The following is a 21,963-nucleotide window of genomic DNA, read 5'->3' on the forward strand; positions in this document are numbered from 1 at the left end:
TCGCGCCCTGCATCCGGGATACTGGCAGGCGCCTCTTGGAGAGTTGAAACCGTGATCAGCCTGTACAGCCTTGCTCATTTGCGCGACCTGCCAGTGGCGACCTGGGATGCGCTGGTGCCCGCCGGCCAGCCGTTTCTAAGGCATGCGTTTCTCACAGCGATGGAGGACAGCGGCAGCGTCGTGCCCGCCACCGGCTGGGCTGCCGAGCACTTGATCCTGGAGCGTGACGGGCAGGTGCGCGCGGTGCTGCCGGCCTATCGCAAATGGCATTCGTTCGGCGAGTACGTGTTCGATCACGGCTGGGCCGATGCCTGTGAGCGCGCCGGGATTGCCTACTACCCCAAGTTACTGGGCGCCGTGCCGTTCAGCCCGGTCAGTGGCCCGCGATTGCTAACCGACGATCCTGCCGATGGCCTGCTGTTGTTGCAGGCGCTGCCTGAGTATCTGGGCAAGGGTGGCTTGTCGGGCGCCCACATCAACTTCACCGACAGCGCCCTGGACCAGTCGATTGCCGGTCTGCCGGGCTGGATGGAGCGCCTGGGTTGCCAGTTTCATTGGCGCAATCAGGGCTATCGGGATTTCCAGGATTTTCTTGATACCCTCAGCTCGCGCAAGCGCAAGCAGATGCGCAAGGAGCGTGAGCAGGTGCTGGGGCAGGGTATCGACTTCCAGTGGTATCGCGGCGATGAGCTGAGCCAAGCGCAGTGGGATTTCGTTTATCTGTGTTACGCCAACACCTATGCCGTACGTAGGCGAACGCCGTACCTCACGCGGGCGTTTTTCAGCCTGCTGGCCGAGCGCATGCCCGAGGCGATCCGCGTCGTGGTGGCGCGCCAGGCGGGGCGGGATGTGGCCATGGCGCTGAGCCTGGTGGGCGGCGATAGCTTGTATGGGCGCTATTGGGGGTGCCTGGCCGAGTTCGATCGGTTGCACTTCGAGACGTGCTTCTACCAAGGCATGGACTTTGCCATTGCCCAAGGCTTGCAGCGCTTCGATGCGGGGGCGCAGGGCGAACACAAGCTGATTCGCGGATTTGAGCCGGTGATTACGCGGTCGTGGCACTACCTGTTGCATCCGGGGTTGAGGCGGGCGGTGGAGGATTTTCTTGGGCAGGAGCGCGAGGGGGTCAGGGCTTATGCCGAAGAGGCGCGGGGGATGCTGCCTTATCGGCGGGATTGATGGGGGGACTGTTGCAGCCTGATCGCGGGGCAAGCCCGCTCCCACGCAATGGCTGCATAGCTGCATCTGGTTATCGTGGGAGCGGGCTTGCCCCGCGATGGGGGCGCGCCAGCCTGAAACTCAATCGACGCCGACAAAACCGCCGGTCTGGTGATGCCACAAGCGCGCATACAGCCCTTGGTGCGCCAGCAGTTCGGCATGGGTTCCGCTTTCGACGATATGCCCTTTGTCCAGCACCACCAGCCGGTCCATCCGGGCGATGGTCGACAGCCGGTGGGCAATGGCGATCACCGTCTTGCCCTGCATCAGGGTCTCCAGGCTTTCCTGAATCGCCGCTTCCACCTCTGAATCCAGCGCCGAGGTGGCCTCATCCATGATCAGGATCGGTGCGTTCTTCAACAGCACCCGGGCAATGGCGATACGCTGACGCTGTCCGCCAGACAGCTTGACCCCGCGCTCACCCACATGCGCATCGAAGCCAGTGCGCCCCTGGGCATCGGACAGCTGCGGGATGAACTCGTCGGCCCTGGCCCCGCGCACGGCTTCCCACAACGCCTGTTCGCTGGCATCGGGGCGGCCGTACAGCAGGTTGTCGCGGATCGAGCGGTGCAACAGCGAGGTGTCCTGGGTGATCATGCCGATCTGCGCGCGCAGGCTGGCCTGGTTCACTTCGGCGATGTCCTGTCCATCGATCAGGATGCGCCCGCTTTCCAGGTCGTACAGGCGTAGCAGCAGATTGACCAAGGTCGATTTGCCTGCTCCAGAAGGGCCGATCAGGCCGATCTTCTCACCAGGGCGAATGTCCAGGTTGAGGCCGTCGATGACCTTGCCACCTTTGCCGTAATGGAAACCCACGTTGTCGAAGCGCACTGCGCCGCGGGTGACCTTGAGCACCGGTGCGTTGGGGCTGTCGGTGACCGTCACCGGCTGGGCAATGGTTTGCAGGCCATCCTGGACCATGCCGATGTTCTCGAAGATGCCGTTGACCACCCACATGATCCAGCCGGACATGTTGACGATACGAATCACCAGGCCAGTAGCCAGTGCGATGGCGCCTACCGTGATCAGTGACTGGGTCCACAGCCACAGCGCAAGCCCTGTGGTGGTGACGACCAGCAAGCCGTTGAGGGTGGTGATCACCACGTCCATGCTGGTCACCACGCGAGCGGCCAGCTGGGTTTTCTCGGTCTGCTCGCGGATCGCCTCGCGGGCGTATTGCTGCTCGTAGTCGGTGTGGGCGAACAGCTTGAGGGTGGCGATGTTGGTGTAGCCATCGACAATGCGCCCCATCAGCTTGGAGCGCGCATCGGAGGAAATTACCGAGCGCTCCTTGACCCGCGGCACGAAGTACAGCAACGCGGCGATGTAGCAGGCAATCCAGACCAGCAGCGGCAGCATCAGCCGCCAGTCAGCCTCGGCGAACAGCACCAGCGAGCTGATCGCATAGATCAACACGTGCCACAGCGCGTCAACCGCCTGTACCGCTGAGTCGCGCAGGGAGTTGCCGGTTTGCATGATGCGCTGGGCAATGCGCCCGGCGAAGTCGCTCTGGAAGAAGTTCAGGCTCTGCTTGAGCACATAGGTGTGGTTCTGCCAGCGGATCAGGCTGGTCATCCCCGGGTTGATGGTCTGGTGCACCAGCAGATCGTGCAGGCCGAAAAACACCGGACGCAGCAGCAGGACCACCACCAGCATCCAGATCAGCTCGCCGCTGTGCTCGCTGAAGAAGTTGGCGTTGGGCGTGCCTTGGGCCAGGTCGATGATCCGGCTCAGGTAGCTGAACATGGCCACCTCGATCAACGAGGCGACCAGGCCAACGATCAGCAGGGCCAAGAAGCTCGGCCACACCTGACGCAGGTAGTAGAGGTAGAACGGCCACACCGTACTCGGAGGCGCCTCGCTCGGCGCTTCGCGGAAGATGTCGATCAATTGCTCGAAACGGCGGTACAGCATGGGGGTTACAACTCCTGTTCTACCCGACCTGCAGGCGGTTCACATCCCTGTGAGGCCTGCACTCAGTCGATGCGTTTGGCAGACTTGATGAACACCGGATCGGCCGGTACATCACGCATGCCTTTTTTGATAGTGGTCGGCGAATTGACGATCTGGTCAACCACGTCCATGCCTTTGGTGACCTTGCCGAACACGGCATATCCGGCATCGCGACCTGGGTCGAGGAAGGCGTTGTCGGCAACGTTGATGAAGAACTGGCTGGTGGCCGAGTTCGGGTTGGAGGTGCGGGCCATGGCCAGGGTGCCGCGGGCGTTGTGCAGGCCATTGCTGGCTTCGTTGCGGATCGGGTCGTTGGTGTTCTTCTGCACCATCTGCTCGGTGAAGCCGCCGCCCTGGACCATGAAGCCTGGGATCACACGGTGGAAGATGGTGTTGTTGTAGAAGCCACTGTCGACGTACTCAAGGAAGTTCTTGGTACTGATCGGCGCTTTTTCCGCGTTCAGCTCGATTTCGACCTGGCCGAAGCTGGTGTCGAGCAGAACGTGCGGGGTCTTGTCCGAGGCCATGACGCTGGTGGCGAAGGCAACCGAGCAGGCGGCGAGCAGGAGTTTTTTCAGCATGGGCTCAAAGATCCTTGAGAGGTGGAGGCGGCTGCTAGAAAGTGCAGCAGGGTCTGGTTGAAGACCTCGGGTTGATCGAGGGGTGTAGCGTGCCGGGAATCTTCTATGACTGCCAGTCTAGCCTGGGGTATCAAGGCGACGTAGCGCTGTTTCAGTTGTATCGGGGTGTAATCGTGGTCGGCGGCGATCACCAAGGTGGGACAGCCGATCTGGCCGATGCGTTCCGCCACGCCCCAATCGACGATGGCGTCGAAGCTCTTCAGGTACGCGCGCTTGTCGTTGCGTGCCCAGCGCTGGGCCATCTTCTGGCGAAGATCGGCTTGTTCGGGTTTGGGGAACAGCCGCTCGGCCAGGCCCTTGCCGACGGTTTCGACGCTGAGCAGACGCGCCAGGCCCCAGCGTTTTGCCCACCATATCCAGTCGCTGCGGGTGCGTCGCTTGACCTCGGGGGCGCTGTTGACGATGCACAGGCTGCGTAGCCACAACGGGTGGTCGACGGCGAACTGAAAGCCGATCATGCCGCCCATCGACAGGCCAACGAAGTGCACCGGACCGGTGCGCAGGTGTTCGAGCAGGGCCAGCAGGTCTTCGCTGAAGGTGGCGATTTGATAGCCGTCGCGGGGTTTGTCAGAGCGGCCGTGGCCGCGGATATCCATCAGGATCACCCGGTAGTGCCGGCTTAGTTCGGGCACCTGCAGCTCCCAGTCCTGGCAACTGGAGCCCAACCCATGCAACAGCACCAGGGGCTCGCCCTGGCCGTATTCCTCGTAATGCAGCGTGCATTCTTCGTGTTCGAAATAGGCCATGGGCGCGGTCCTCAGGCTTGCGGCGGGGCTGCGAAGGGCACGTCCAGGGGCGCAGTGTCGAAATTGCGCAGCAGGTCGATGAGGATCTGCGTGGCCGGGCCCAGGGTCTTTTCCTTGCTGGAGTAAAGGTAGAACAGTGGATGGCGACTGCCACCCTGATCCAGCGGCAATGGCTTGAGCACGCCGTCGCGCAACTCGCGCTCGATCATGTGCCGAGGCAGCCAGGCAAAGCCCAGGCCGCTGCTGACGAAAGTGGCCGCAGTGCCCAGGCTACCGACCGTCCAGCGTTGTTCAGCGCCCAGCCAGCCGACATCCTTGGGTTGCGCGCGGCCAGAGTCACGGATTACCACCTGCAACTGGCTCTCCAGGTCCTGGAAGGTAATCTCCCGGCCCAGGCGGTGCAGGCTGTGTTCGGGGTGGGCGACGGCGACGAACTCCACCGAGCTCAGTTCGGTGCCCAGGTAGCCACCGATGCTGAAGCTGCTGATCGCAAGGTCGGCGATGCCTTCATGCAGGACTTCCTCGACCCCAGACAGCACCTCTTCGCGCAGCCGCACGCGGCAGCCTCGGCTCTGCGGCATGAACGCGCTCAGGGCGCGCACCAGGCGGGCGCTGGGGTAGGCGGCATCGACCACCACGCGCACCTCGGCCTCCCAGCCTTGTTCCATGTGATGGGCCAGGTCTTCGAGCTGGCTGGCCTGCTTGACCAGGTGGCGCGAGCGGCGCAGCAGCACGTTTCCAGCTTCGGTCAGCACGGCTTTGCGCCCGTCGATGCGCAGCAACGGCACGCCAAGTTGCTCCTGCATGCGTGCCACTGTGTAGCTGACCGACGATTGTGAGCGGTGCAGGGCCTCGGCGGCCTGGGCAAACCCTCCGTGATCGACCACTGCCTGCAGGGTTCGCCACTGATCCAGGGTTACGCGCGGCGCTTTCATCTTCAGCTCCTGTTGTCCTAAGCTGCGCTCTTTCAAGGAGAGCGCTCTATGAAGAAAAGTTGTGTGGCATTACTGCTGTGCCTGCCCCTTACCGCCATGGCATATCCCATCGATGTCGACAAGCAGGTGACCGGGGTCAAGGTCGACTACACCGCCTACGACACGGCCTACGACATCGGCAGCATCTCGCTGAACAACTATGGTGAGGTTGCGGCGTCGTGCAAGGTCACTTTCCGCAATGGCCCGGAAGCGCCACGGGTGCGTCGGGTCAATGTGCCGGCCAAGCAAAGCGTGGACGTTACCGCCAAGTTCAACCGGCAGATCATCAAGCTGCGGATCGGTTTGAGCTGTAAACCGGAATAAAACGGATTAGTCGATAGATTGAACCCACTTTTTACGCTTTTTTATCGATAGGTCAACCCTTAATCTTTCCTCCATCGAATCGCACCCTATTTGCCGATGGAGGCACCCATGTCCCGCGTATTGATCATCGAAAGCAGCGCCCGCCAGCAGGACTCCGTTTCGCGTCAATTGACCCGAGATTTCATTGCCCAATGGCAAGCGGCGCATCCGGCCGACGACATCAATGTGCGTGACTTGGCGGTGACTCCAGTGCCGCACCTGGACGCCAACCTGCTGGGTGGCTGGATGAAGCCTGAGGATCAACGCTCACAGATCGAGCGCGAAGCCCTGGAGCGTTCCAACGAATTGACCGATGAACTGCTGGCCGCCGATGTACTGGTGATGGCTGCCCCGATGTACAACTTCACCATCCCGAGCACGCTCAAGGCTTGGCTCGATCATGTACTGCGCGCCGGTATCACCTTCAAGTACACCCCGACCGGTCCACAGGGGCTGCTGACGGGCAAGCGTGTCATTGTCCTGACTGCCCGCGGTGGTATCCATGCCGGCGCCACCAGCGACCATCAGGAACCGTACCTGCGCCAGGTCATGGCCTTCATTGGTATCCATGACGTGACTTTCATTCATGCCGAAGGCCTGAACATGAGCGGCGACTTCCACGAGAAGGGGCTGAATCAGGCCAAGGCCAAGCTGGCTGCGGTGGCCTGAGTACCGACCAATTCCCAACCCTGACACCTGTTGCTCCTTGGGTGTGCCTGCCCGGCCATATGATGGTCGGGCTTTTTTATGCCTGGAGTTTTTCTAGCGCCTGGTCCGCCCTGATCGCGGGGCAAGCCCGCTCCCACGTGTATTGCGCCGTCAGCCCTACCCGTGGGAGCGGGCTTGCCCCGCGCTCAGGGCGCTACGCCAAGTTGATCGGTTTTTGCCAACCGGCTAAGGTCGCCGCCTTGATTTACGAGAGAGCACCATGGGCTACCTGATTATCGTCGCGCTGATCCAGGCGTTTTCCTTCAGCCTGATCGGCGAATACCTGGCCGGGCATGTCGACAGCTATTTCGCGGTCTTGGCGCGGGTGGTGTTGGCCGGCCTGGTGTTCCTGCCGCTCACCCGCTGGCGTCAGGTCGAACCGCGCTTCATGCGCTCGATGCTGTTGATCGGTGCGTTGCAGTACGGCATCACCTACGTCTGCCTGTACTTGAGTTTCCGCGTGCTGACCGTGCCGGAAGTGTTGCTGTTCACCATTCTCACGCCGCTGCACGTGACCCTTATCGAAGATGCGCTGAACCGCCGCTTCAACCCTTGGGCGCTGCTCGCTGCACTGGTCGCGGTCGCGGGTGCCGCGGTGATCCGTATGGACAGCATCAGCGGCGACTTCTTCATCGGCTTCCTGTTGCTGCAATTGGCCAACTTCACCTATGCCGCCGGCCAGGTGCTGTACCGTCACCTGGTTGCCCGTCACCCAAGCGATCTGCCGCATTACAAGCGGTTTGGCTATTTCTACCTGGGCGCGTTGATCGTGGTGTTGCCGGCGTTCCTGCTGTTTGGCAATGCCCAGCACCTGCCGAGCACCGATGTGCAGTGGCTGGTGTTGCTGTTCCTGGGCCTGTGTCCGACTGCGCTGGGCTTGTACTGGTGGAACAAGGGCGCCTGCCTGGTTTCTGGCGCGACTTTGGCGGTGATGAACAACCTGCATGTGCCGGTCGGGCTGCTGCTCAATTTGCTGATCTGGAATCAGCACGAGCCGCTGGGGCGATTGTTCATTGGCGGCGCGGTAATTCTGGCCTCGGTGTGGCTCAGTCGCTTGGGCGGCAATCGGACTGCTCGCTCGCAGCAGACCTCCACCTGATCAAGACACTGCCTGTAAAAAAGGCGCCTGTTCGGCGCCTTTGGTTCTTCAGGCCTCTGCGGTTTGTGTAAGGCGCTGCGCCTGCGTTTCAACTGGCGCTCGGGCGGCGAGCCCTGCACGCATGTCATTGCCGCTCGGCTGCTGGTACAGACTCAGGCCAAACTCCGGCAGCACGGCCAGCAGATAATCGAAGATATCACCCTGGATGCGCTCGTAATCAGCCCAGGCCGTGGTGCGGGTGAAGCAGTAGATCTCCAAGGGCACGCCCTCAGCGGTGGTCTGCATCTGCCGCACCATGCAGGTCATGCTTTGCTGCACGTCAGGATGGTTCTGCAAATAGGCCAGGGCAAACGCACGGAAAGTACCGATGTTGGTCAGCCGCCGCCGGTTAGCCGACAACTCGGCTACGGGTCCCAGCGCTTCGTTCCAGTTCTGCAGTTCCTGGCGCTTGCTGGCCAGGTAATCACCGAGCAAGCGTACCTGGGTCAGGCGCTGTTCTTCCTCGCGGGTCAAGAAGCGGACACCGGCAGCATCGATGAACAGGCTGCGCTTGATCCGTCGCCCACCAGACTGCTGCATGCCGCGCCAGTTGCGGAACGACTCGCTCATCAGGCGCCAGGTCGGGATGGAAACGATGGTCTTGTCGAAGTTCTGCACCTTGACCGTGTGCAGGGTGATGTCCACCACATCGCCGTCAGCGCCGACTTGAGGCATTTCGATCCAGTCGCCGACGTGGAGCATGTCATTGCTGGTCAGCTGTACGCTGGCCACGAATGACAGCAAGGTGTCCTTGTACACCAACAGCAGCACCGCCGACATGGCGCCCAGGCCCGATAGCAGTAACAGCGGCGAGCGGTCGATCAGAGTGGCGATGATGACGATGACGCTGAGCACCCACAGGACCATCTTGGCCAACTGCACATAGCCCTTGATCGAGCGGGTGCGGGCATGCTCGGTGCGGGCGTAGATGTCCAGCAGGGCATCGAGCAGGCATGAAACCGCCAGGGTCATGAACAGCAGGGTGAACGCCAGGGCAACATTGCCGAGAAAGTGCTGGGCGGTGTTGCCAAGTTCCGGGACCAGCTTCAGGCCGAACTGGATGATCAGCGAAGGGGTGGTCTGCGCCAGGCGATGAAACACCTTGTTGTGGCGCAGGTCGTCGAGCCACTTCAGCGCTTGTTGACGGGCCAGCAGGCGGCTGGTGTGCAGCACCAGGAAGCGCGCCAGGCGACCGAGTACTAGGGAGATCAGCAGCAGTACCGCCAGGCCCAGGGCAGAATGCAGCAGCGGATGTTGGTCTAGGGTGCCCCAGAGGTCGAGGGTGTCGTGCCAGAGTCGTTGAATGTCCATGAGCGTTACAGCGGTCTATGTTGCGGAACGAGGCACGATTAGAGCGCGGATCGGCCAAAAGTTGCTAAAAGAAAATTCGGTTATGGCGGCGGAAAACGTTACCCTATGCAACTGAATTTACGTACTTGCCCGAGGTTGTCCCCGTGTTTTCCCAATTCGCCCTGCATGAACGCCTGCTCAAAGCCGTGGCCGAGCTGAACTTTGTCGAGCCGACTCCGGTGCAGGCGGCGGCCATCCCCCTGGCGTTGCAAGGGCGTGACCTGCGGGTGACGGCGCAGACCGGCAGCGGCAAGACCGCAGCTTTCGTCCTGCCGATGCTCAACCGCCTGGCTGACCTGGGTGGCCCGCGCGTTGAAATCCGTGCGTTGATCCTGCTGCCGACCCGCGAACTGGCCCAGCAGACCTTGAAACAGGTGCAGCTGTTCTCCCAGTTCACCTACATCAAGTCGGGCCTGGTCACTGGCGGCGAAGACTTCAAGGAACAGGCTGCGCTGCTGCGCAAGGTGCCGGACGTGCTGATTGGCACCCCAGGCCGCCTGCTCGAGCATCTGAACGCGGGCAACCTCGACCTCTCCCACGTTCAGGTCATGGTGCTGGATGAGGCTGACCGCATGCTCGACATGGGCTTTGCCGAAGACATGGAGCGCCTGTGCAAAGAGTGCGAGAACCGCGAGCAGACCCTGCTGTTCTCCGCCACCACCGGCGGCGCAGCGCTGCGCGACATCATTGGCAAAGTGCTGAAAAACCCTGAGCACCTGATGCTCAACAGCGTCTCGCAGTTGGCCGAAGGCACTCGTCAGCAGATCATCACCGCCGACCACGACCAGCACAAAGAGAAGATCGTTCAGTGGCTGCTGGACAACGAGACCTTCCAGAAGGCGATCATTTTCACCAATACCCGCGCCCTGGCTGACCGCGTCTATGGTCATCTGGTGGCCAAGGATGTCAAAGCCTTCGTGCTGCACGGCGAGAAGGACCAGAAGGACCGCAAGCTGGCCATCGAGCGCTTCAAGCAGGGTGGCTCCAAGGTGCTGGTCGCCACTGACGTGGCGGCACGTGGCCTGGACATCGACGGTCTGGACCTGGTGATCAACTTCGACATGCCGCGTAGTGGCGACGAATATGTGCACCGCATTGGCCGTACTGGCCGGGCTGGTGGCGAAGGTCTGGCGATCTCGCTGATCACCCACAACGACTGGAACTTGATGTCGAGCATCGAACGCTACCTCAAGCAGCAGTTCGAGCGCCGAGTGATCAAGGAGGTCAAAGGCACCTACAGCGGGCCGAAGAAGGTCAAGGCTTCCGGCAAGGCTGCCGGCGTCAAGAAAAAGAAAGTCGACAAGAAAACCGGCGACAAGAAGGCCGCTGCCAAGCGCAAGCCCACCGCCAAGCCACGGCCAAACGCACCGCTGACCAGCTCCGATGGCATGGCGCCGCTGAAAAAGCGCGCGCCGAAGGCTGAGTAAGGCGTTCTCCAGGCAACTACCGGTCTGCCCTGGCTTTGCCTAGGACGGACCGGCGCCTTGCCCCTCGCTGCGATCACCTCACTCCGCTTTTTTCTCCGCGACCTTGAGCTCCTGTAGCCTGCGGTCGATCAACTGGCACTTGTCAGGTAGATCCTTGCTTTCTGTCGCCAGGTCCATGCCCTGAAGCTCGTCGTTGATCTCCTTGGCCTTTTGCGGGTTCTGCTCGGTCAGTTGCGACACCAACTTGGCCAGTTCTTCGCGTTTTGCGGTTGCCTCCTCCAGTGTGCAGGCCCAGCTGGGCAGGGCGAAGCACAGGCTGGCAAGCAGGGTGACTCGGTGCAGGGTCTTCATAAGATGAGCCTCGGTCAGCAAGTAATCGGTTGAGGCTATGACGGGGAGGAAAGTTCACCTGGGGAAAGTGCCTGGTCGAATCTCTTTTGCTTGTAATCCGCTTCCTAAATGCCCTGTTTGCTGCACTTAACCTCTGTTGATCTGCTGATGCTTCTTCTAGGCTCGCTGGCTTATAGGGAGTATTGTGTATGTACAAAAGTAAATACAGGCAGTCCCATGCGTTTTGAGTGGGACGAAGCCAAGAATCAGATAAACATCCGCAAGCGCGTATCGACTTCAGCGATGTGCCGGATATGTTCCAGCACCCCATGCTGCTGTTGCGCGATGATCGGCAGGCCTATGGTGAGGAGCGCTGGATCGGCTTAGGCTGGCTGCAGGCGCTGGTCGGGGTGGTCGTGTATACCGAGCGGCAGGCAGATGTAATCCGGATCATCTCTGCGCGAAAGGCGACCAGACAAGAGGCAAAACGTTATGACCAAGTCTTCCAAAACTGATTGGAGCCGCCTGGCTCAACAAGACGATCAGCAGATCGACACTTCAGACATTGCCGAGTTAGGTGATGATTTTTTTCGCCAGGCTGAGCTGCGGGTTCCAGCCAAACAGGCCGTGACGATCCGTCTTGATGCCGATGTATTGGCCTGGTTCAAGGAGCAGGGCACGGGCTACCAGACGCGTATAAATCAGTTGTTGCGCCAGTATATGCAGGCTCAGCAGCGCCATCGTTGAACTTCCATCGGAACGCTTGCAGCCCCATGCCGGTCCCAAGCTGTGTACCCCATCCGTTCACAGCAGGAGCCAACCTCCATGAGCAGCTACGACTGGGACCTGATCCAACGCTTGCTGCACGAAGTGCAAAATGGCGCTGATCACAGCTTTACGCCACGCCCCTACGCCGAGCAACACGCCGCGGCGCTGGCCGCCCAAGGCCAGCCGGTGGGCGATCTGGATCATCTGAAGACCCGCGCGTGCGAGTACGAGAAGATCCTCTTCGAGCGCGGCTTCATTGAATCTCGACCGGCAGAGGATGGCGGCAATGGCGAGAACTTCGTGCTCACCGAGCGTGGCTCGCGCTTGCTCAGTTTGATCGACAGCAGCATTCCTGGCTTCGAGCACCCGCGTCAGGTGCTGGATGAGCAGGAAGATCCGCTGGACGAAAACACCTTCGAGCACGTATCGGCCAAGGCGCAGATTGCTGGCGGCGCAATTTAGGCTGGTAACGGCGGCGTCGCGAACCCGATAATCGGCACTGGATCCATTTTCTCTGCCGAGCCTTGCCCATGCCATCGAATGTACAAGGGGCCCGCCCATGAGTGCGGCCCGCAAGAACCCCGACGCTTTCGCCCTGCAACTGATGCTTGGTCTGTGCCTGATCTGGGGCAGCCAGCAGGTGATGATCAAATGGGCCGCCGTTGATATCGCCCCGGTGATGCAGGCGGCTTTCCGTTCCGGTATCGCTGCGCTGTTGGTCGGTATCTTGATCTGCTGGCGTGGTGGCTGGGGCCAGGTGGGCAGTACCTGGCGGGCGGGATTGCTGGCTGGCGCACTGTTTGGCCTGGAATTTCTATTCATTGCCGAGGGGCTGAAGTTGACCTCGGCTGCGCACATGTCGGTGTTTCTCTACACCGCCCCGGTGTTCACCGCACTCGGCCTGCATTTCATGCTGCCCAGCGAGCGGCTGCGGCTTTTGCAGTGGTTGGGTATCTTGCTGTCGTTTGCCGGGATCGCTACAGCCTTCGCTGGCGGCTTGCAGCTCGATCAAATCGATGGCCGCACGCTTCTAGGCGATGCCTTTGGGGTGCTGGCGGGTTTGGCCTGGGGCGCGACTACGGTGGTGGTGCGCGGCTCGCGGCTGTCGGAAGCGCCGGCGACCTTGACCCTGTTTTATCAGCTGATGGTGGGCTTTGTCGGGCTGTTGCTGATTGCGCTGATGAGCGGGCAGATCGGTAGGGTTACGTTGACCCCACTGGCGATGGGCAGCGTGTTGTTCCAGGGGATTGTGGTTTCGTTCGTCAGCTACCTGACCTGGTTCTGGTTGTTACGCAAGTATCTGGCTTCGAACCTGGCGGTGTTCTCCTTCATAACGCCGTTGTTTGGGGTGACCTTTGGCGTGCTGCTGTTGGGGGAGCCGCTGAGTGTGAACTTTGTCCTCGGGGCGGTGATGGTGTTGTGCGGGGTGATCCTGGTCAGTGCTGAGCCCTGGGTGCGTAAGCAGTTGCGCAAGGTGGTTGGCTAAGTAGTCATCTGAGCTGCTGATCGCGGGGCAAGCCCGCTCCCACGTTGGCCAACACCGGGTTGCGTGGGAGCGGGCTTGCCCCGCGACGAGGCCGGCAAAAACGCCCAGGCACGTTCAGGCCGTGCTAGTGCTCGTCTGACAAACCTGCGCTGCGCTGCGGCTGGTCACTAGCAGGGCGCCGGCCAGTCCAAGTCCGCTGGCGGCCAACACCAGCGCAGGTTGCAGGCTACCACTGTAGTGATTGCTCAGCGCTGCCAGCAGCGGCCCACTCAATTGGCCGAGCGCGAAGCACGCGGTCAATAGTCCGGCATTGCGCTGCGTGGCATGCGGGGCCTGCTCCCGCGAGCGCTGCATGACCAATTGCATGCAGGCCAGAAACGGCCCTCCACACAGCACCACCCCCAGGGCCAGGCCAAACCCATCACCCAGCAGGCAGGCCAGCACGCCTAGGCCTTGCAGCCAAAGGGTTGCGGCCAGCCAGCCGGTAGTCCGCCCAGGTCGGCGCACACTCACCAGTACCACGCCCAACGCGGCAGCCAGGCCAAACGCTGGCCAGAACAGGTCGGCCAGCCAATGCCCGTGAAAACGCTGGTTGGCCATCTGCGAGAGAAATGTGGCCGGCAAGATATACCCCACCCCATAAAGCCCATACACCAGCCCCAGGCGGGCGATGCCGGGGCTCGGCACCGAACGTGCGACCGCTGCTGGTGCAGGCGCCAGCGCCCTTGGCAACCACGGTCGCACTGTAAGCAACATGACCAGCGCGGCCACTGCATAGACCAGCCACAAGCCTGCCGAGTCCATCCCCAGCAGGTGTGCCCCCAGCGCCAGCAGCCCGGTCAGCGCAATGCCCACACCAGGCCCCGCGAACACCAGGGCGCCCAGTCGCGGTGTGCCATGAGCGGCTGCCAGCTGTTGTGTGAGGCTGGTAATCATCACCAGCACCCAGGCGCTGGCAACGCCAGTGCCAAAGCGCAGCAGCAGATGGCTCCAGAAACCATTGGCTATCCACGAGGCGAGGGTCAACACCACGCACAGCCACAGGCCAGCATGCAGCCGTAGGCGTACTTGGCCAGGCTGGCGAGCGAACATGGCGTCCACCGCGCCGAGGAAATAGCCCAGGTAGTTGGCGGCGCCGACAAGGCCAGCGGCAGTCAGGTCGAATTGCCCTTCAGCGATCAGGCTGGGCAGTTGTGGGGTCAGGGCGAAGCGGCCGATGCCCATGGCCATCATCAGGGCCACGGCACTGGCCAGTAGTTGTACGAGCGGCGACATGAGGATGCTCCTGCCAGGTGTGAGTCGATGAGTGGCAAGGTAAGGCGGATTGACTTTCAATAAAATTGAATAATGATGATGAAGTTGTTCTGTTATGGAGAATGTCATGGAGTTCAGTCAACTGCGCATCTTCCAGGCTGTGGCCGAAGAAGGTTCGCTTACTCGTGCCGCCGAGCGCTTGCACCGCGTGCCGTCGAACCTGTCGACGCGGCTGCGACAGCTGGAGGAGCAGTTGGGTGTTGAGCTGTTCTTGCGTGAGCGCCAGCGCTTGCAGTTGTCGCCAGCCGGAAAGGTGCTGCTCGACTACGCCAACCGCTTGTCGACCCTGCACGACCAAGCGGTGGCGGCAGTTCAGGGCGGTCAACCCGCAGGGGACTTCGTCCTGGGCACGATGTACAGCACGGCGGCGACGCATCTGCCGCCGTTGCTGGCCCGCTATCACCAGACTTACCCAGCGGTAAACCTGCAGGTACAGGCCGCCCCTAGCGGCGATCTGCTGGAAGGGCTGATGAGCCACCGCTTGGATGCCGCCTTGGTCGATGGGCCGCCCAACCTGGCAGGGCTCGATGGCGTGCCACTGTGCGAAGAAGTCTTGGTACTGATCACCAGCCCAGAGCACCCCCCGGTGCACAGCGCCCGGGATGTGGCAGGACGGGCGGTGTTCACCTTCCGCCAGGGCTGCTCCTACCGGATGCGCCTGGAAGCCTGGTACGCCCACGCCCACACGCCGATGGGCCGGGTCATGGAAATCGAGTCCTACCAGAGCATGCTGGCCTGTGTCATTGCCGGGGCAGGGGTGGCGTTGATGGCGCAATCGATGCTCGACAGCCTGCCAGGACGTGAGCAGATTCGCGTCCACCGGCTGCAAGCACCCTTCGATCAGGCCGTAACCTGGTTGATGTGGCGCCAGGGTATGTGTGGGGCAAATTTGCAGGCGTGGATCGATCTGCAACAAGGCGAAACAGTTGACCGACCGTCGGAACGCCCCGCGACCGCTTGATCCGGGTCAAAATCGTCCCTATCTATACGATTAGGCGAATGCGTAATGCAGGACATCGGACTATGATCTGTATGAAACATCGCAGAATCGATTTTGCCGTGAGGCTGACCCGTGAAGGGGGCTCTATGAAAAAACCACTGTTCAACTGGCTCCACGACCTGGCTGTCGCCTTGGGCCTGATTCCGCCACCGCTGCAGCCGGTGCCGATTCCCACCGACGAAGAGCAGCGCAAGCGCCAACCTCGTCGCCGTTGACATGACAAAGGCCGCGGCATCGATCAGATGCAGCGGCCTTTTCGTTTCAACCGATTGGGCTGCCGGACAGCCCAATAATGATCAGGCTAGGTTCACCGCGGCCATCGGGCGACGCGACAGCAGGCTGACCAGCACAAAGCTCAGCAGACCAATCGCCAGGCTGTAGTAGATCGGCGTATTGGCATCCAGACCATCCTTGAACATGAACAGCAGCGCGGTGGCAAAGCCCAGCGACATGCTGGCGATCGCCCCTGCGGTGGTCGCACGCTTCCAGAAGATCGCCCCGATCAGCGGCACCAGCATACCGCCGACCAGCAGGTTGTAAGCCAGGGTCAGCGCGCTGATCACATCGTTCACTGCCAAGGCGATGCCCAGCACTACCAGGCCGGTGAGCAAGGTGAACAGGCGGCTGACCCCCAGGCTCGACTGCTTGCCGCCACGCAACTTGGGCAGCAGGTCTTCGGTGATGGTGGTGGAGGCCGCCAGCAAGCCGGCGCTGGCCGTCGACATCATCGCCGCCAGGGCGGCCGCCATCAGCAGGCCACGGATGCCATCGGGCAGGGTGGTCTTGATCATCGCCGCGAAGGCGTTGTTCGGGTTGGCCAGGTCCGGCATCAGCACGTGGGCGGCCATGCCGATCAGGGCGCAGGCCAAACCGTACAGCACGCAGTAGATACCGGCGGTGGTACCGGCGCGCTGGCAGACCTTTTCGTCACGGGCGGTGAACACCCGCTGCCAGATGTCCTGGCCGATGAGGATGCCGAAGAAGTAGATCAGGAAGTAGGTGATGATGGTGTCCCAGCCGATGGTGGTCCAGCTGAAGCTGGCCGCCGGCAGCTGTGCCACCAGTTGATCCCAGCCACCGACCTTGTACAGGCACACCGGCAGCAGGATGAACATCAGGCCGACGGTCTTGATCACGAACTGGACGATATCGGTGAGGGTCAGCGACCACATGCCGCCAATGGTCGAGTACACCACCACCACGCCGCCACCGAGCAGCAGCGACAGCCAGAACGGCAGGTCGAGCAGGACCTGCAATACCGTGCCCATGGCCAGGGTCGAGGTGACGCCGATCATCAGCGCGTAGGCCAGCATGATGACCGCACTGGCTTGGCGCGCCATGGGGTTGTAGCGCCGCTCAAGCACCTGGGTGACGGTGAAGATACGCAGGCGCAGCAAGGGTTTGGCGAGGAATAGGTTCAGCGCGATGATTCCCAGGCCCAGTGCCGCGCACAGCCAGAATCCGGAGATACCATGGACGTAGCCCAGGCGCACGGTGCCGACGGTCGAAGCACCACCCAGCACCGTGGTGGCCATGGTGCCCATGTACAGGGTCGGGCCGAGATTGCGTCCGGCTACTAGGTAGTCTTCGTGGGTTTTTGCCCGCCGCATGCCGTACCAGCCAAGCGCGAGCATGCCGGCGGCATAGATCAGTACTACGATGATGTCCAAGGCCATTGGGGGTCTCCCGATTATCTTTATTATGGCGAGATCGACCGTCCGGGCAGGTGCACGGCGCCCGGCGGTCTTGTCTTGTATTGGCGGGCCTCACCGGCCCCTCTTCATGGCTCCTGCCTGGGTCACGCGCAAGCGGGCTTGTTTCGCGATAGCGATCGCGGGGCAAGCCCGCTCCCGGGTAAACCGCTCATCTTGCTCCAGTCGCTGACACGTCAGCGACGTACGACACCTGGCAGTACGCAGAGCATCTCGAACAGCAGGTTGGCGCCGAGCAACGAGGTGTTGCCGGTGGTGTCATAGGGCGGCGAAACCTCGACCAGGTCGCAGCCAATCAGGTCCAGGCCATGGCAGCCACGTATGATCTCCATCGCCTGGATGGTGGTCAGGCCACCGATTTCCGGGGTGCCAGTGCCAGGGGCCCAGGCCGGGTCGATGCCGTCGATGTCGAACGACAGGTACACCGGGCCACCACCTACTTTCTCGCGCACTTCAGCCATCAATGGCTCCAGCGACTTGTGCCAGCACTCTTCGGCCTGAACCACACGGAAACCCTGGCGACGGCTCCAGTTGAAGTCGTCGGCGGTATAGCCCTGGGCGCGCAGGCCGATCTGCACCACGCGATCGCAATCGAGCAGGCCTTCTTCCACTGCGCGGCGGAAGGTGGTGCCATGGGCGATCTTCTCGCCGAACATGTGATCGTTGACGTCGGCGTGGGCATCGATGTGCACCAGGCCGATCTTGCCGTGCTTTTTATGCAGGGCGCGCAGGATCGGCAGGGTGATGGTGTGGTCGCCACCGAGGGTCAGCGGGATGACATTATGCTCGACAATGTTGTCGTAGGCTTCTTCGATGATGCGCACGGCGTCGAGCAGGTTGAAGGTATTGATCGCCACATCGCCAATATCGGCGATCGACAGCGAGTCGAAGGGCGCGGCACCGGTGGCCATGTTGTAGGGGCGGATCATGACCGACTCGGCGCGGATCTGCCGGGGGCCGAAGCGGGTGCCCGAGCGCAGCGAGGTGCCGATATCCAGGGGCACGCCGACGAACGCGGCATCCAGGCCTTCGGCGCTTTGCAGGTGGGGCAGGCGAAGCATGGTGGCGATGCCGCCGAAACGCGGCATTTCGTTGCCGCCCAGTGGTTGGTGAAGAGTCTTGTCCACGGTGGGCCTCATCAGTCGGTCGATTGTTATGTTTGTTCGAACCTGTTCCGCGGCGCGCCTGGCTGGCGCGAGCGTGCCGGCGGGCAGGGACATTTCGGCCAAGTCTGCGCAAGGTAGTGCGCGGAAAGAATCGCTACCGGCAAATACTTAGTTCAGGAATTTCTGAACTAATAACCCTGGCTCGGGTTAGACTTTGGCCATTTCCAGCCTGCGGAACCGCTGCACCATGGCCTCGACCCTGCCCGATCTGAAACTGCTACGCATCTTCGTCAGCGTGGTACGCCACCAGGGGTTCGCCAATGCCCAGCGCGAGCTGAACCTGTCGACCTCGGCGATCAGCACCTACATGAGCCAGCTCGAGAGTTCCTTGGGCATCGTCCTTTGCCACCGCGGGCGCGGAGGCTTCAGCCTGACCAGCAAGGGTGAGCTGTTTCATCAGGAGACCTTGCGTCTGCTCGCGGAAATGGACGGTTTCGAGCAATACGCGGCAGCGCTCAAGGGCGAGCTGCGCGGGACCCTCAACCTGGGGGTGATCGACTCAACTGTCGGCGATCGCGCCTTGCCCCTGGCCGAGGCCATTGGCGCCTATAGCCAGGAGCATCCGGCGGTGCATCTGCACTTGTCGGTCTCCAGCCCCTACGAACTGCAACTGGGCGTGCAGGACAACCGTCTGGACCTGGCCATCGGTGCCTTCTCTTCGCGCATGAGTGGCCTGGTCTATCAGCCGTTGTATCGCGAACAGCACTGGCTGTACTGCAGTAGCCGGCACCCATTGTTCGTCGAACGGCGCATTCCCGAACCGGTGGTGACCCAGCAGCGCATGGTCGGCCGGGGTTACTGGAGCCAGGCCGAGCTGGCCCGGCATGGCTTCAAGCACAGCGCGGCAACCGTTGAAAGCATGGAAGCGCAGCTGATCCTGATTCTCTCCGGCGCCTACATCGGCTATTTGCCTGAGCATTACGCCCAGGCCTGGGTCGATAAAGGGGATCTGCGGGTACTATCGCCGGCTACCTTCGGTTATCAGGCACCCTTCTCGCTGATCATCCGCCGGGGGCGCAGCCGTGAGCCATTGATCCAGACCTTCCGTGACCTGCTCAAAAGCCAGCTCAATGTTGGCTAGGCAATACCGCATTTAGGACATTCCGTCTGACAGGGATAATTTCCTACAAAAAGTTGACCGCTTTCATGCTGGCGCTCTGCTAAACCTCTACTTGCTTTGATGAAAATTCCCATCATCTACACAAGCAAGGACTGCCCCGATGCGCATGAATTTGCCCGTCACCGAGCATGAAAGAACCTTCTCCAGCGAGCAGCGGCTGATTTCCACCACCGACCTCAACAGCCGCATTACCTATTGCAATGACGCATTCGTGGCGATCAGCGGTTTCACCTACGACGAATTGGTCGGGCAGACCCACAACCTGGTGCGTCACCCGGACATGCCGCCGTCAGTTTTCGGTCATATGTGGGAAACCATCAAACAGGGCAAACCGTGGATGGGAGTGGTCAAGAACCGCTCCAAGAACGGCGACTTCTATTGGGTTAGCGCCTATGTCACGGCGATCTATGAAAACGGCCGGATCAGCGGCTACGAATCGGTGCGCTCGGTGCCTAGTCGTGAGCAGATCCACCGTGCCGAGGCGCTTTATGCACGCCTGCGTAACGGTCGCAGTGCAGTCTCCTGGGCGGCGCGATTAGGCCATGGGTTGGGCCAGGGCTGGCCGCTGATCGGCGCGGGGCTGGTGTCGGCGGCCGGCTACCTGTGGCTGCAGCCCTATGCCGCGCTGGCGGTGCTGATGGCCAGCCAATTGTGCGCTTGGTATTTGATCGAGCATCGGCACAATCGGGCCATCCAGCGCACCCTCGATGAGCATCCCAAAGCCTTCACCAGCCCTCTCGTGGCCTTGACCTACAGTGATAATCCCGGTCTGCATGGCCAGTTGGACCTGGCCATCATCAGCGAAGAAGCGCGTTTGCAGACAGCGCTGACTCGCCTGGTCGATGCCGGCGTCGGGGTCAAGTCGCGCGCTGCGCAGTCGGCGGACCTGTCGGATGCCCAGGCGCAGATGCTCGATCGCCAGCGCAGCGAGACCGATCAGTCGGCCACCGCCATTGCACAAATGGCCGCGACCATCCAGCAAGTCACTCACAACGTGCAAAGCACCGCCCATGCGGCCAGCGACGCCGATCAGCTGGCTCAGCAAGGCAGCGACCTGGCGCAGCAGAGCTTGCAGGCGATGGGCAGCATGAGCGAGGCGGTCAACGACATCGGCCAGGCCGTGAATGCCTTGGCCGAGCAGACCCAGTCGATTGGCAGCGTGGTCGATGTGATCACCTCGATTGCCGAGCAGACCAACCTGCTGGCGCTCAATGCCGCGATCGAGGCGGCGCGGGCGGGCGAGCAGGGTCGCGGGTTTGCCGTGGTCGCCGATGAGGTGCGCTCGTTGGCGCAGCGCACCCGGGCCTCCACCGATGAGATCCACCACATCATTGCCAGCCTGCGCGCGGGGGCTGAGCGCGCGGTGTCCACCGCCAATCGCGGCGAGCAGATCTCGCGCGACAGCGTGCACAGTGTCGAGGCGGTGCGTGAGGCATTGTCAGGCATTGCCCAGGCGGTCAGCCGTATCACCGGCATGAGCCAGCAGATGGCGACAGCTTCGGAGCAGCAAAGCCATGTGGCCGAGGACATCAATCAGCAGATAACCCGCATCGCGCACTTGTGCGACCAGAGTGCGGGGCAGGCCAAGCAGGGGGCTGAAATCAGCCAGGACCTTGAGCGCATGGCCGAATATCTGCACAGCCTGGCTGAACGTTTCAACCGATAGCGCGTGATCGTCTCTCCCACAGGGATGTGGGCTTTTTTTCGGGTGGCTGTGGCAAAATTGCCTGAGCCAGGAGAACCCGATGTCCAGACCCCGCTGCGAACGCTGCCTGCGTGCGCAAGATCATTGTCTTTGCCCGTTGATTCCCCATCTTCAGAGCCGTACTCGCGTGGTGGTGTTGCAGCATCCGAGTGAGCGTTTGCATGCCCTCAATACCGCCCGTTTGGCGACCCTGGGGTTAGTCAATGCCGAGTTGCGGGTGGGCGAAGTGTTTGCCGATCTTGATCAGTTATTTGCGACGCCTGGGTATCGGCCGGTGCTGTTGTTTCCGGGGGAGCAGGCACAGGCCTTGGTGGGGTATGCGCAGGAGGGATGTGAATTGCCCTTTATGCTGATTGTGCCGGATGGGACGTGGCGTAAGGCGCGTAAGCTTTTGTACCTCAATCCGTTGTTGGCGCAGTTGCCGCGGGTGACGCTGGGGCAGGTTTTGCCTTCGCGGTATCGTTTGCGCAAGGCGCCCGAGGCAGGGGCTCTGTCTACGTTGGAGGCGGTGGTGCAGGGGCTCAATGTGTTGGAGGCACCGGGGTGTTTTGATCAGTTGTTGCGGCCGTTTGAGGCGTTGATCGAGGGGCAGATCAGGGCTATGGGGCGGGAGACGTTTGAGCGTAATCACGGGGGGGGGTGAGGTTCTGGGTTTCTTGTGCCGGCCCAGCCAAAAGTAACCAAAAAAGTCTGCGCTCCACCATCAGTCCCGCCCGTGGCGGGATCCCTTCGCGCCGGCGCCTTCCGGGCCCGTGCGGCCTACGATTTGCTACGCAAATCTACATCTCGCGCCTTCGGCTACGCCGAAGGGTGCTGGCGCACCTGGCCCTACAGGCACCTCTGC

The 21,963-nt window shown here is 61.7% G+C and carries 22 protein-coding genes and 1 pseudogene; 14 read left to right on the top strand and 9 right to left on the bottom strand.

What is annotated here, in order from left to right:
* Positions 1-51: 51 nt before the first annotated feature.
* On the top strand, positions 52-1,179 hold the full coding sequence (locus OIU19_RS23870; RefSeq protein WP_264237079.1) for a GNAT family N-acetyltransferase: 1,128 nt from the start codon (positions 52-54) through the stop codon (positions 1,177-1,179).
* A 120-nt stretch (positions 1,180-1,299) separates the two neighbouring features.
* On the opposite strand, the gene OIU19_RS23875 is transcribed toward OIU19_RS23870, so the two are convergent.
* The 4 genes from OIU19_RS23875 to OIU19_RS23890 form a co-directional block, all read right to left on the bottom strand.
* Positions 1,300-3,132 carry an ABC transporter ATP-binding protein gene (locus OIU19_RS23875; protein ID WP_186557479.1) on the bottom strand — a complete coding sequence of 611 codons (1,833 nt, stop codon included), beginning with the start codon at positions 3,130-3,132 and terminating at the stop codon, positions 1,300-1,302.
* A gap of 62 nt (positions 3,133-3,194) precedes the next feature.
* The gene (locus tag OIU19_RS23880; protein WP_264237080.1) at positions 3,195-3,752 is read right to left on the bottom strand and encodes a peptidylprolyl isomerase; all 558 of its coding nucleotides are present in this window, start codon (positions 3,750-3,752) and stop codon (positions 3,195-3,197) included.
* A complete protein-coding gene (locus tag OIU19_RS23885) occupies positions 3,746-4,558 on the bottom strand; it encodes an alpha/beta fold hydrolase (protein ID WP_264237081.1) in 813 nt (270 codons plus the stop codon). Before OIU19_RS23885 ends, OIU19_RS23880 begins: the two co-directional genes overlap by 7 nt.
* A gap of 11 nt (positions 4,559-4,569) precedes the next feature.
* Positions 4,570-5,493 carry a LysR family transcriptional regulator gene (locus tag OIU19_RS23890; protein ID WP_186557482.1) on the bottom strand — a complete coding sequence of 308 codons (924 nt, stop codon included), beginning with the start codon at positions 5,491-5,493 and terminating at the stop codon, positions 4,570-4,572.
* A 48-nt stretch (positions 5,494-5,541) separates the two neighbouring features.
* Here OIU19_RS23890 and OIU19_RS23895 point away from each other — a divergent pair, with 48 nt between their 5' ends.
* From OIU19_RS23895 to OIU19_RS23905, 3 genes are all read left to right on the top strand, one after another.
* Positions 5,542-5,856, top strand: a complete 315-nt coding sequence (locus OIU19_RS23895; protein WP_264237082.1) for a 3-phosphoglycerate kinase — start codon at positions 5,542-5,544, stop codon at positions 5,854-5,856.
* A gap of 108 nt (positions 5,857-5,964) precedes the next feature.
* Positions 5,965-6,564, top strand: a complete 600-nt coding sequence (locus OIU19_RS23900; protein WP_264237083.1) for an FMN-dependent NADH-azoreductase — start codon at positions 5,965-5,967, stop codon at positions 6,562-6,564.
* A 259-nt stretch (positions 6,565-6,823) separates the two neighbouring features.
* Positions 6,824-7,702, top strand: coding sequence for a carboxylate/amino acid/amine transporter (locus OIU19_RS23905; protein ID WP_264237084.1), 879 nt, complete (start codon positions 6,824-6,826; stop codon positions 7,700-7,702).
* 48 nt (positions 7,703-7,750) lie between these two features.
* Here the strand turns inward: OIU19_RS23905 and OIU19_RS23910 are convergent, their stop codons facing one another.
* Positions 7,751-9,052, bottom strand: a complete 1,302-nt coding sequence (locus OIU19_RS23910; protein ID WP_264237085.1) for a mechanosensitive ion channel family protein — start codon at positions 9,050-9,052, stop codon at positions 7,751-7,753.
* 143 nt (positions 9,053-9,195) lie between these two features.
* Here OIU19_RS23910 and OIU19_RS23915 point away from each other — a divergent pair, with 143 nt between their 5' ends.
* Positions 9,196-10,518, top strand: a complete 1,323-nt coding sequence (locus OIU19_RS23915; RefSeq protein ID WP_186557487.1) for a DEAD/DEAH box helicase — start codon at positions 9,196-9,198, stop codon at positions 10,516-10,518.
* Positions 10,519-10,596: 78 nt separating this feature from the next.
* On the opposite strand, the gene OIU19_RS23920 is transcribed toward OIU19_RS23915, so the two are convergent.
* On the bottom strand, positions 10,597-10,869 hold the full coding sequence (locus OIU19_RS23920; RefSeq protein WP_186557488.1) for a hypothetical protein: 273 nt from the start codon (positions 10,867-10,869) through the stop codon (positions 10,597-10,599).
* Between the two features lie 216 nt (positions 10,870-11,085).
* Here OIU19_RS23920 and OIU19_RS23925 point away from each other — a divergent pair.
* The 4 genes and pseudogenes from OIU19_RS23925 (at position 11,086) to OIU19_RS23940 (ending at position 13,102) form a co-directional block, all read left to right on the top strand.
* Positions 11,086-11,363, top strand: a pseudogene (locus OIU19_RS23925) (BrnT family toxin).
* A complete protein-coding gene (locus OIU19_RS23930) occupies positions 11,341-11,595 on the top strand; it encodes a BrnA antitoxin family protein (protein WP_264237086.1) in 255 nt (84 codons plus the stop codon). The pseudogene OIU19_RS23925 and the gene OIU19_RS23930 overlap by 23 nt, the downstream one beginning before the upstream one ends.
* A 78-nt stretch (positions 11,596-11,673) precedes the next feature.
* The gene (locus OIU19_RS23935) at positions 11,674-12,078 is read left to right on the top strand and encodes a transcriptional regulator (RefSeq protein WP_186557490.1); all 405 of its coding nucleotides are present in this window, start codon (positions 11,674-11,676) and stop codon (positions 12,076-12,078) included.
* 97 nt (positions 12,079-12,175) lie between these two features.
* Entirely contained in the window at positions 12,176-13,102 is a 927-nt protein-coding gene (locus OIU19_RS23940; protein ID WP_264237087.1) for a DMT family transporter, read from the top strand.
* A gap of 114 nt (positions 13,103-13,216) precedes the next feature.
* On the opposite strand, the gene OIU19_RS23945 is transcribed toward OIU19_RS23940, so the two are convergent.
* Positions 13,217-14,377: an MFS transporter gene (locus OIU19_RS23945; RefSeq protein WP_264237088.1), complete on the bottom strand. Its 1,161-nt coding sequence runs from the start codon at positions 14,375-14,377 to the stop codon at positions 13,217-13,219.
* 106 nt (positions 14,378-14,483) lie between these two features.
* On the opposite strand from OIU19_RS23945, the gene OIU19_RS23950 reads away from it, so the two are divergent.
* Positions 14,484-15,377, top strand: coding sequence for a LysR family transcriptional regulator (locus OIU19_RS23950; RefSeq protein WP_264237089.1), 894 nt, complete (start codon positions 14,484-14,486; stop codon positions 15,375-15,377).
* A gap of 125 nt (positions 15,378-15,502) precedes the next feature.
* Positions 15,503-15,631 (top strand): PA1414 family protein, encoded by a 129-nt coding sequence (locus OIU19_RS23955; protein ID WP_256214945.1) that lies wholly within the window; start codon positions 15,503-15,505, stop codon positions 15,629-15,631.
* Positions 15,632-15,712: 81 nt separating this feature from the next.
* Here the strand turns inward: OIU19_RS23955 and OIU19_RS23960 are convergent, their stop codons facing one another.
* The gene (locus OIU19_RS23960) at positions 15,713-17,092 is read right to left on the bottom strand and encodes a sodium:solute symporter (RefSeq protein WP_264237090.1); all 1,380 of its coding nucleotides are present in this window, start codon (positions 17,090-17,092) and stop codon (positions 15,713-15,715) included.
* Between the two features lie 212 nt (positions 17,093-17,304).
* Positions 17,305-18,255, bottom strand: a complete 951-nt coding sequence (gene speB / locus OIU19_RS23965; protein WP_186557495.1) for an agmatinase — start codon at positions 18,253-18,255, stop codon at positions 17,305-17,307.
* A gap of 226 nt (positions 18,256-18,481) precedes the next feature.
* Here speB and OIU19_RS23970 point away from each other — a divergent pair, with 226 nt between their 5' ends.
* The 3 genes from OIU19_RS23970 (at position 18,482) to OIU19_RS23980 (ending at position 21,762) form a co-directional block, all read left to right on the top strand.
* On the top strand, positions 18,482-19,375 hold the full coding sequence (locus OIU19_RS23970; RefSeq protein ID WP_186557496.1) for a LysR family transcriptional regulator: 894 nt from the start codon (positions 18,482-18,484) through the stop codon (positions 19,373-19,375).
* 139 nt (positions 19,376-19,514) lie between these two features.
* On the top strand, positions 19,515-21,080 hold the full coding sequence (locus tag OIU19_RS23975; RefSeq protein ID WP_264237091.1) for a PAS domain-containing methyl-accepting chemotaxis protein: 1,566 nt from the start codon (positions 19,515-19,517) through the stop codon (positions 21,078-21,080).
* 79 nt (positions 21,081-21,159) lie between these two features.
* Positions 21,160-21,762, top strand: coding sequence for a tRNA-uridine aminocarboxypropyltransferase (locus OIU19_RS23980; RefSeq protein WP_264237092.1), 603 nt, complete (start codon positions 21,160-21,162; stop codon positions 21,760-21,762).
* Positions 21,763-21,963 lie beyond the last annotated feature (201 nt).

Source organism: Pseudomonas sp. BT-42-2, assembly GCF_025847435.2.
Classification (GTDB): Bacteria; Pseudomonadota; Gammaproteobacteria; order Pseudomonadales; family Pseudomonadaceae; genus Aquipseudomonas; species Aquipseudomonas urmiensis.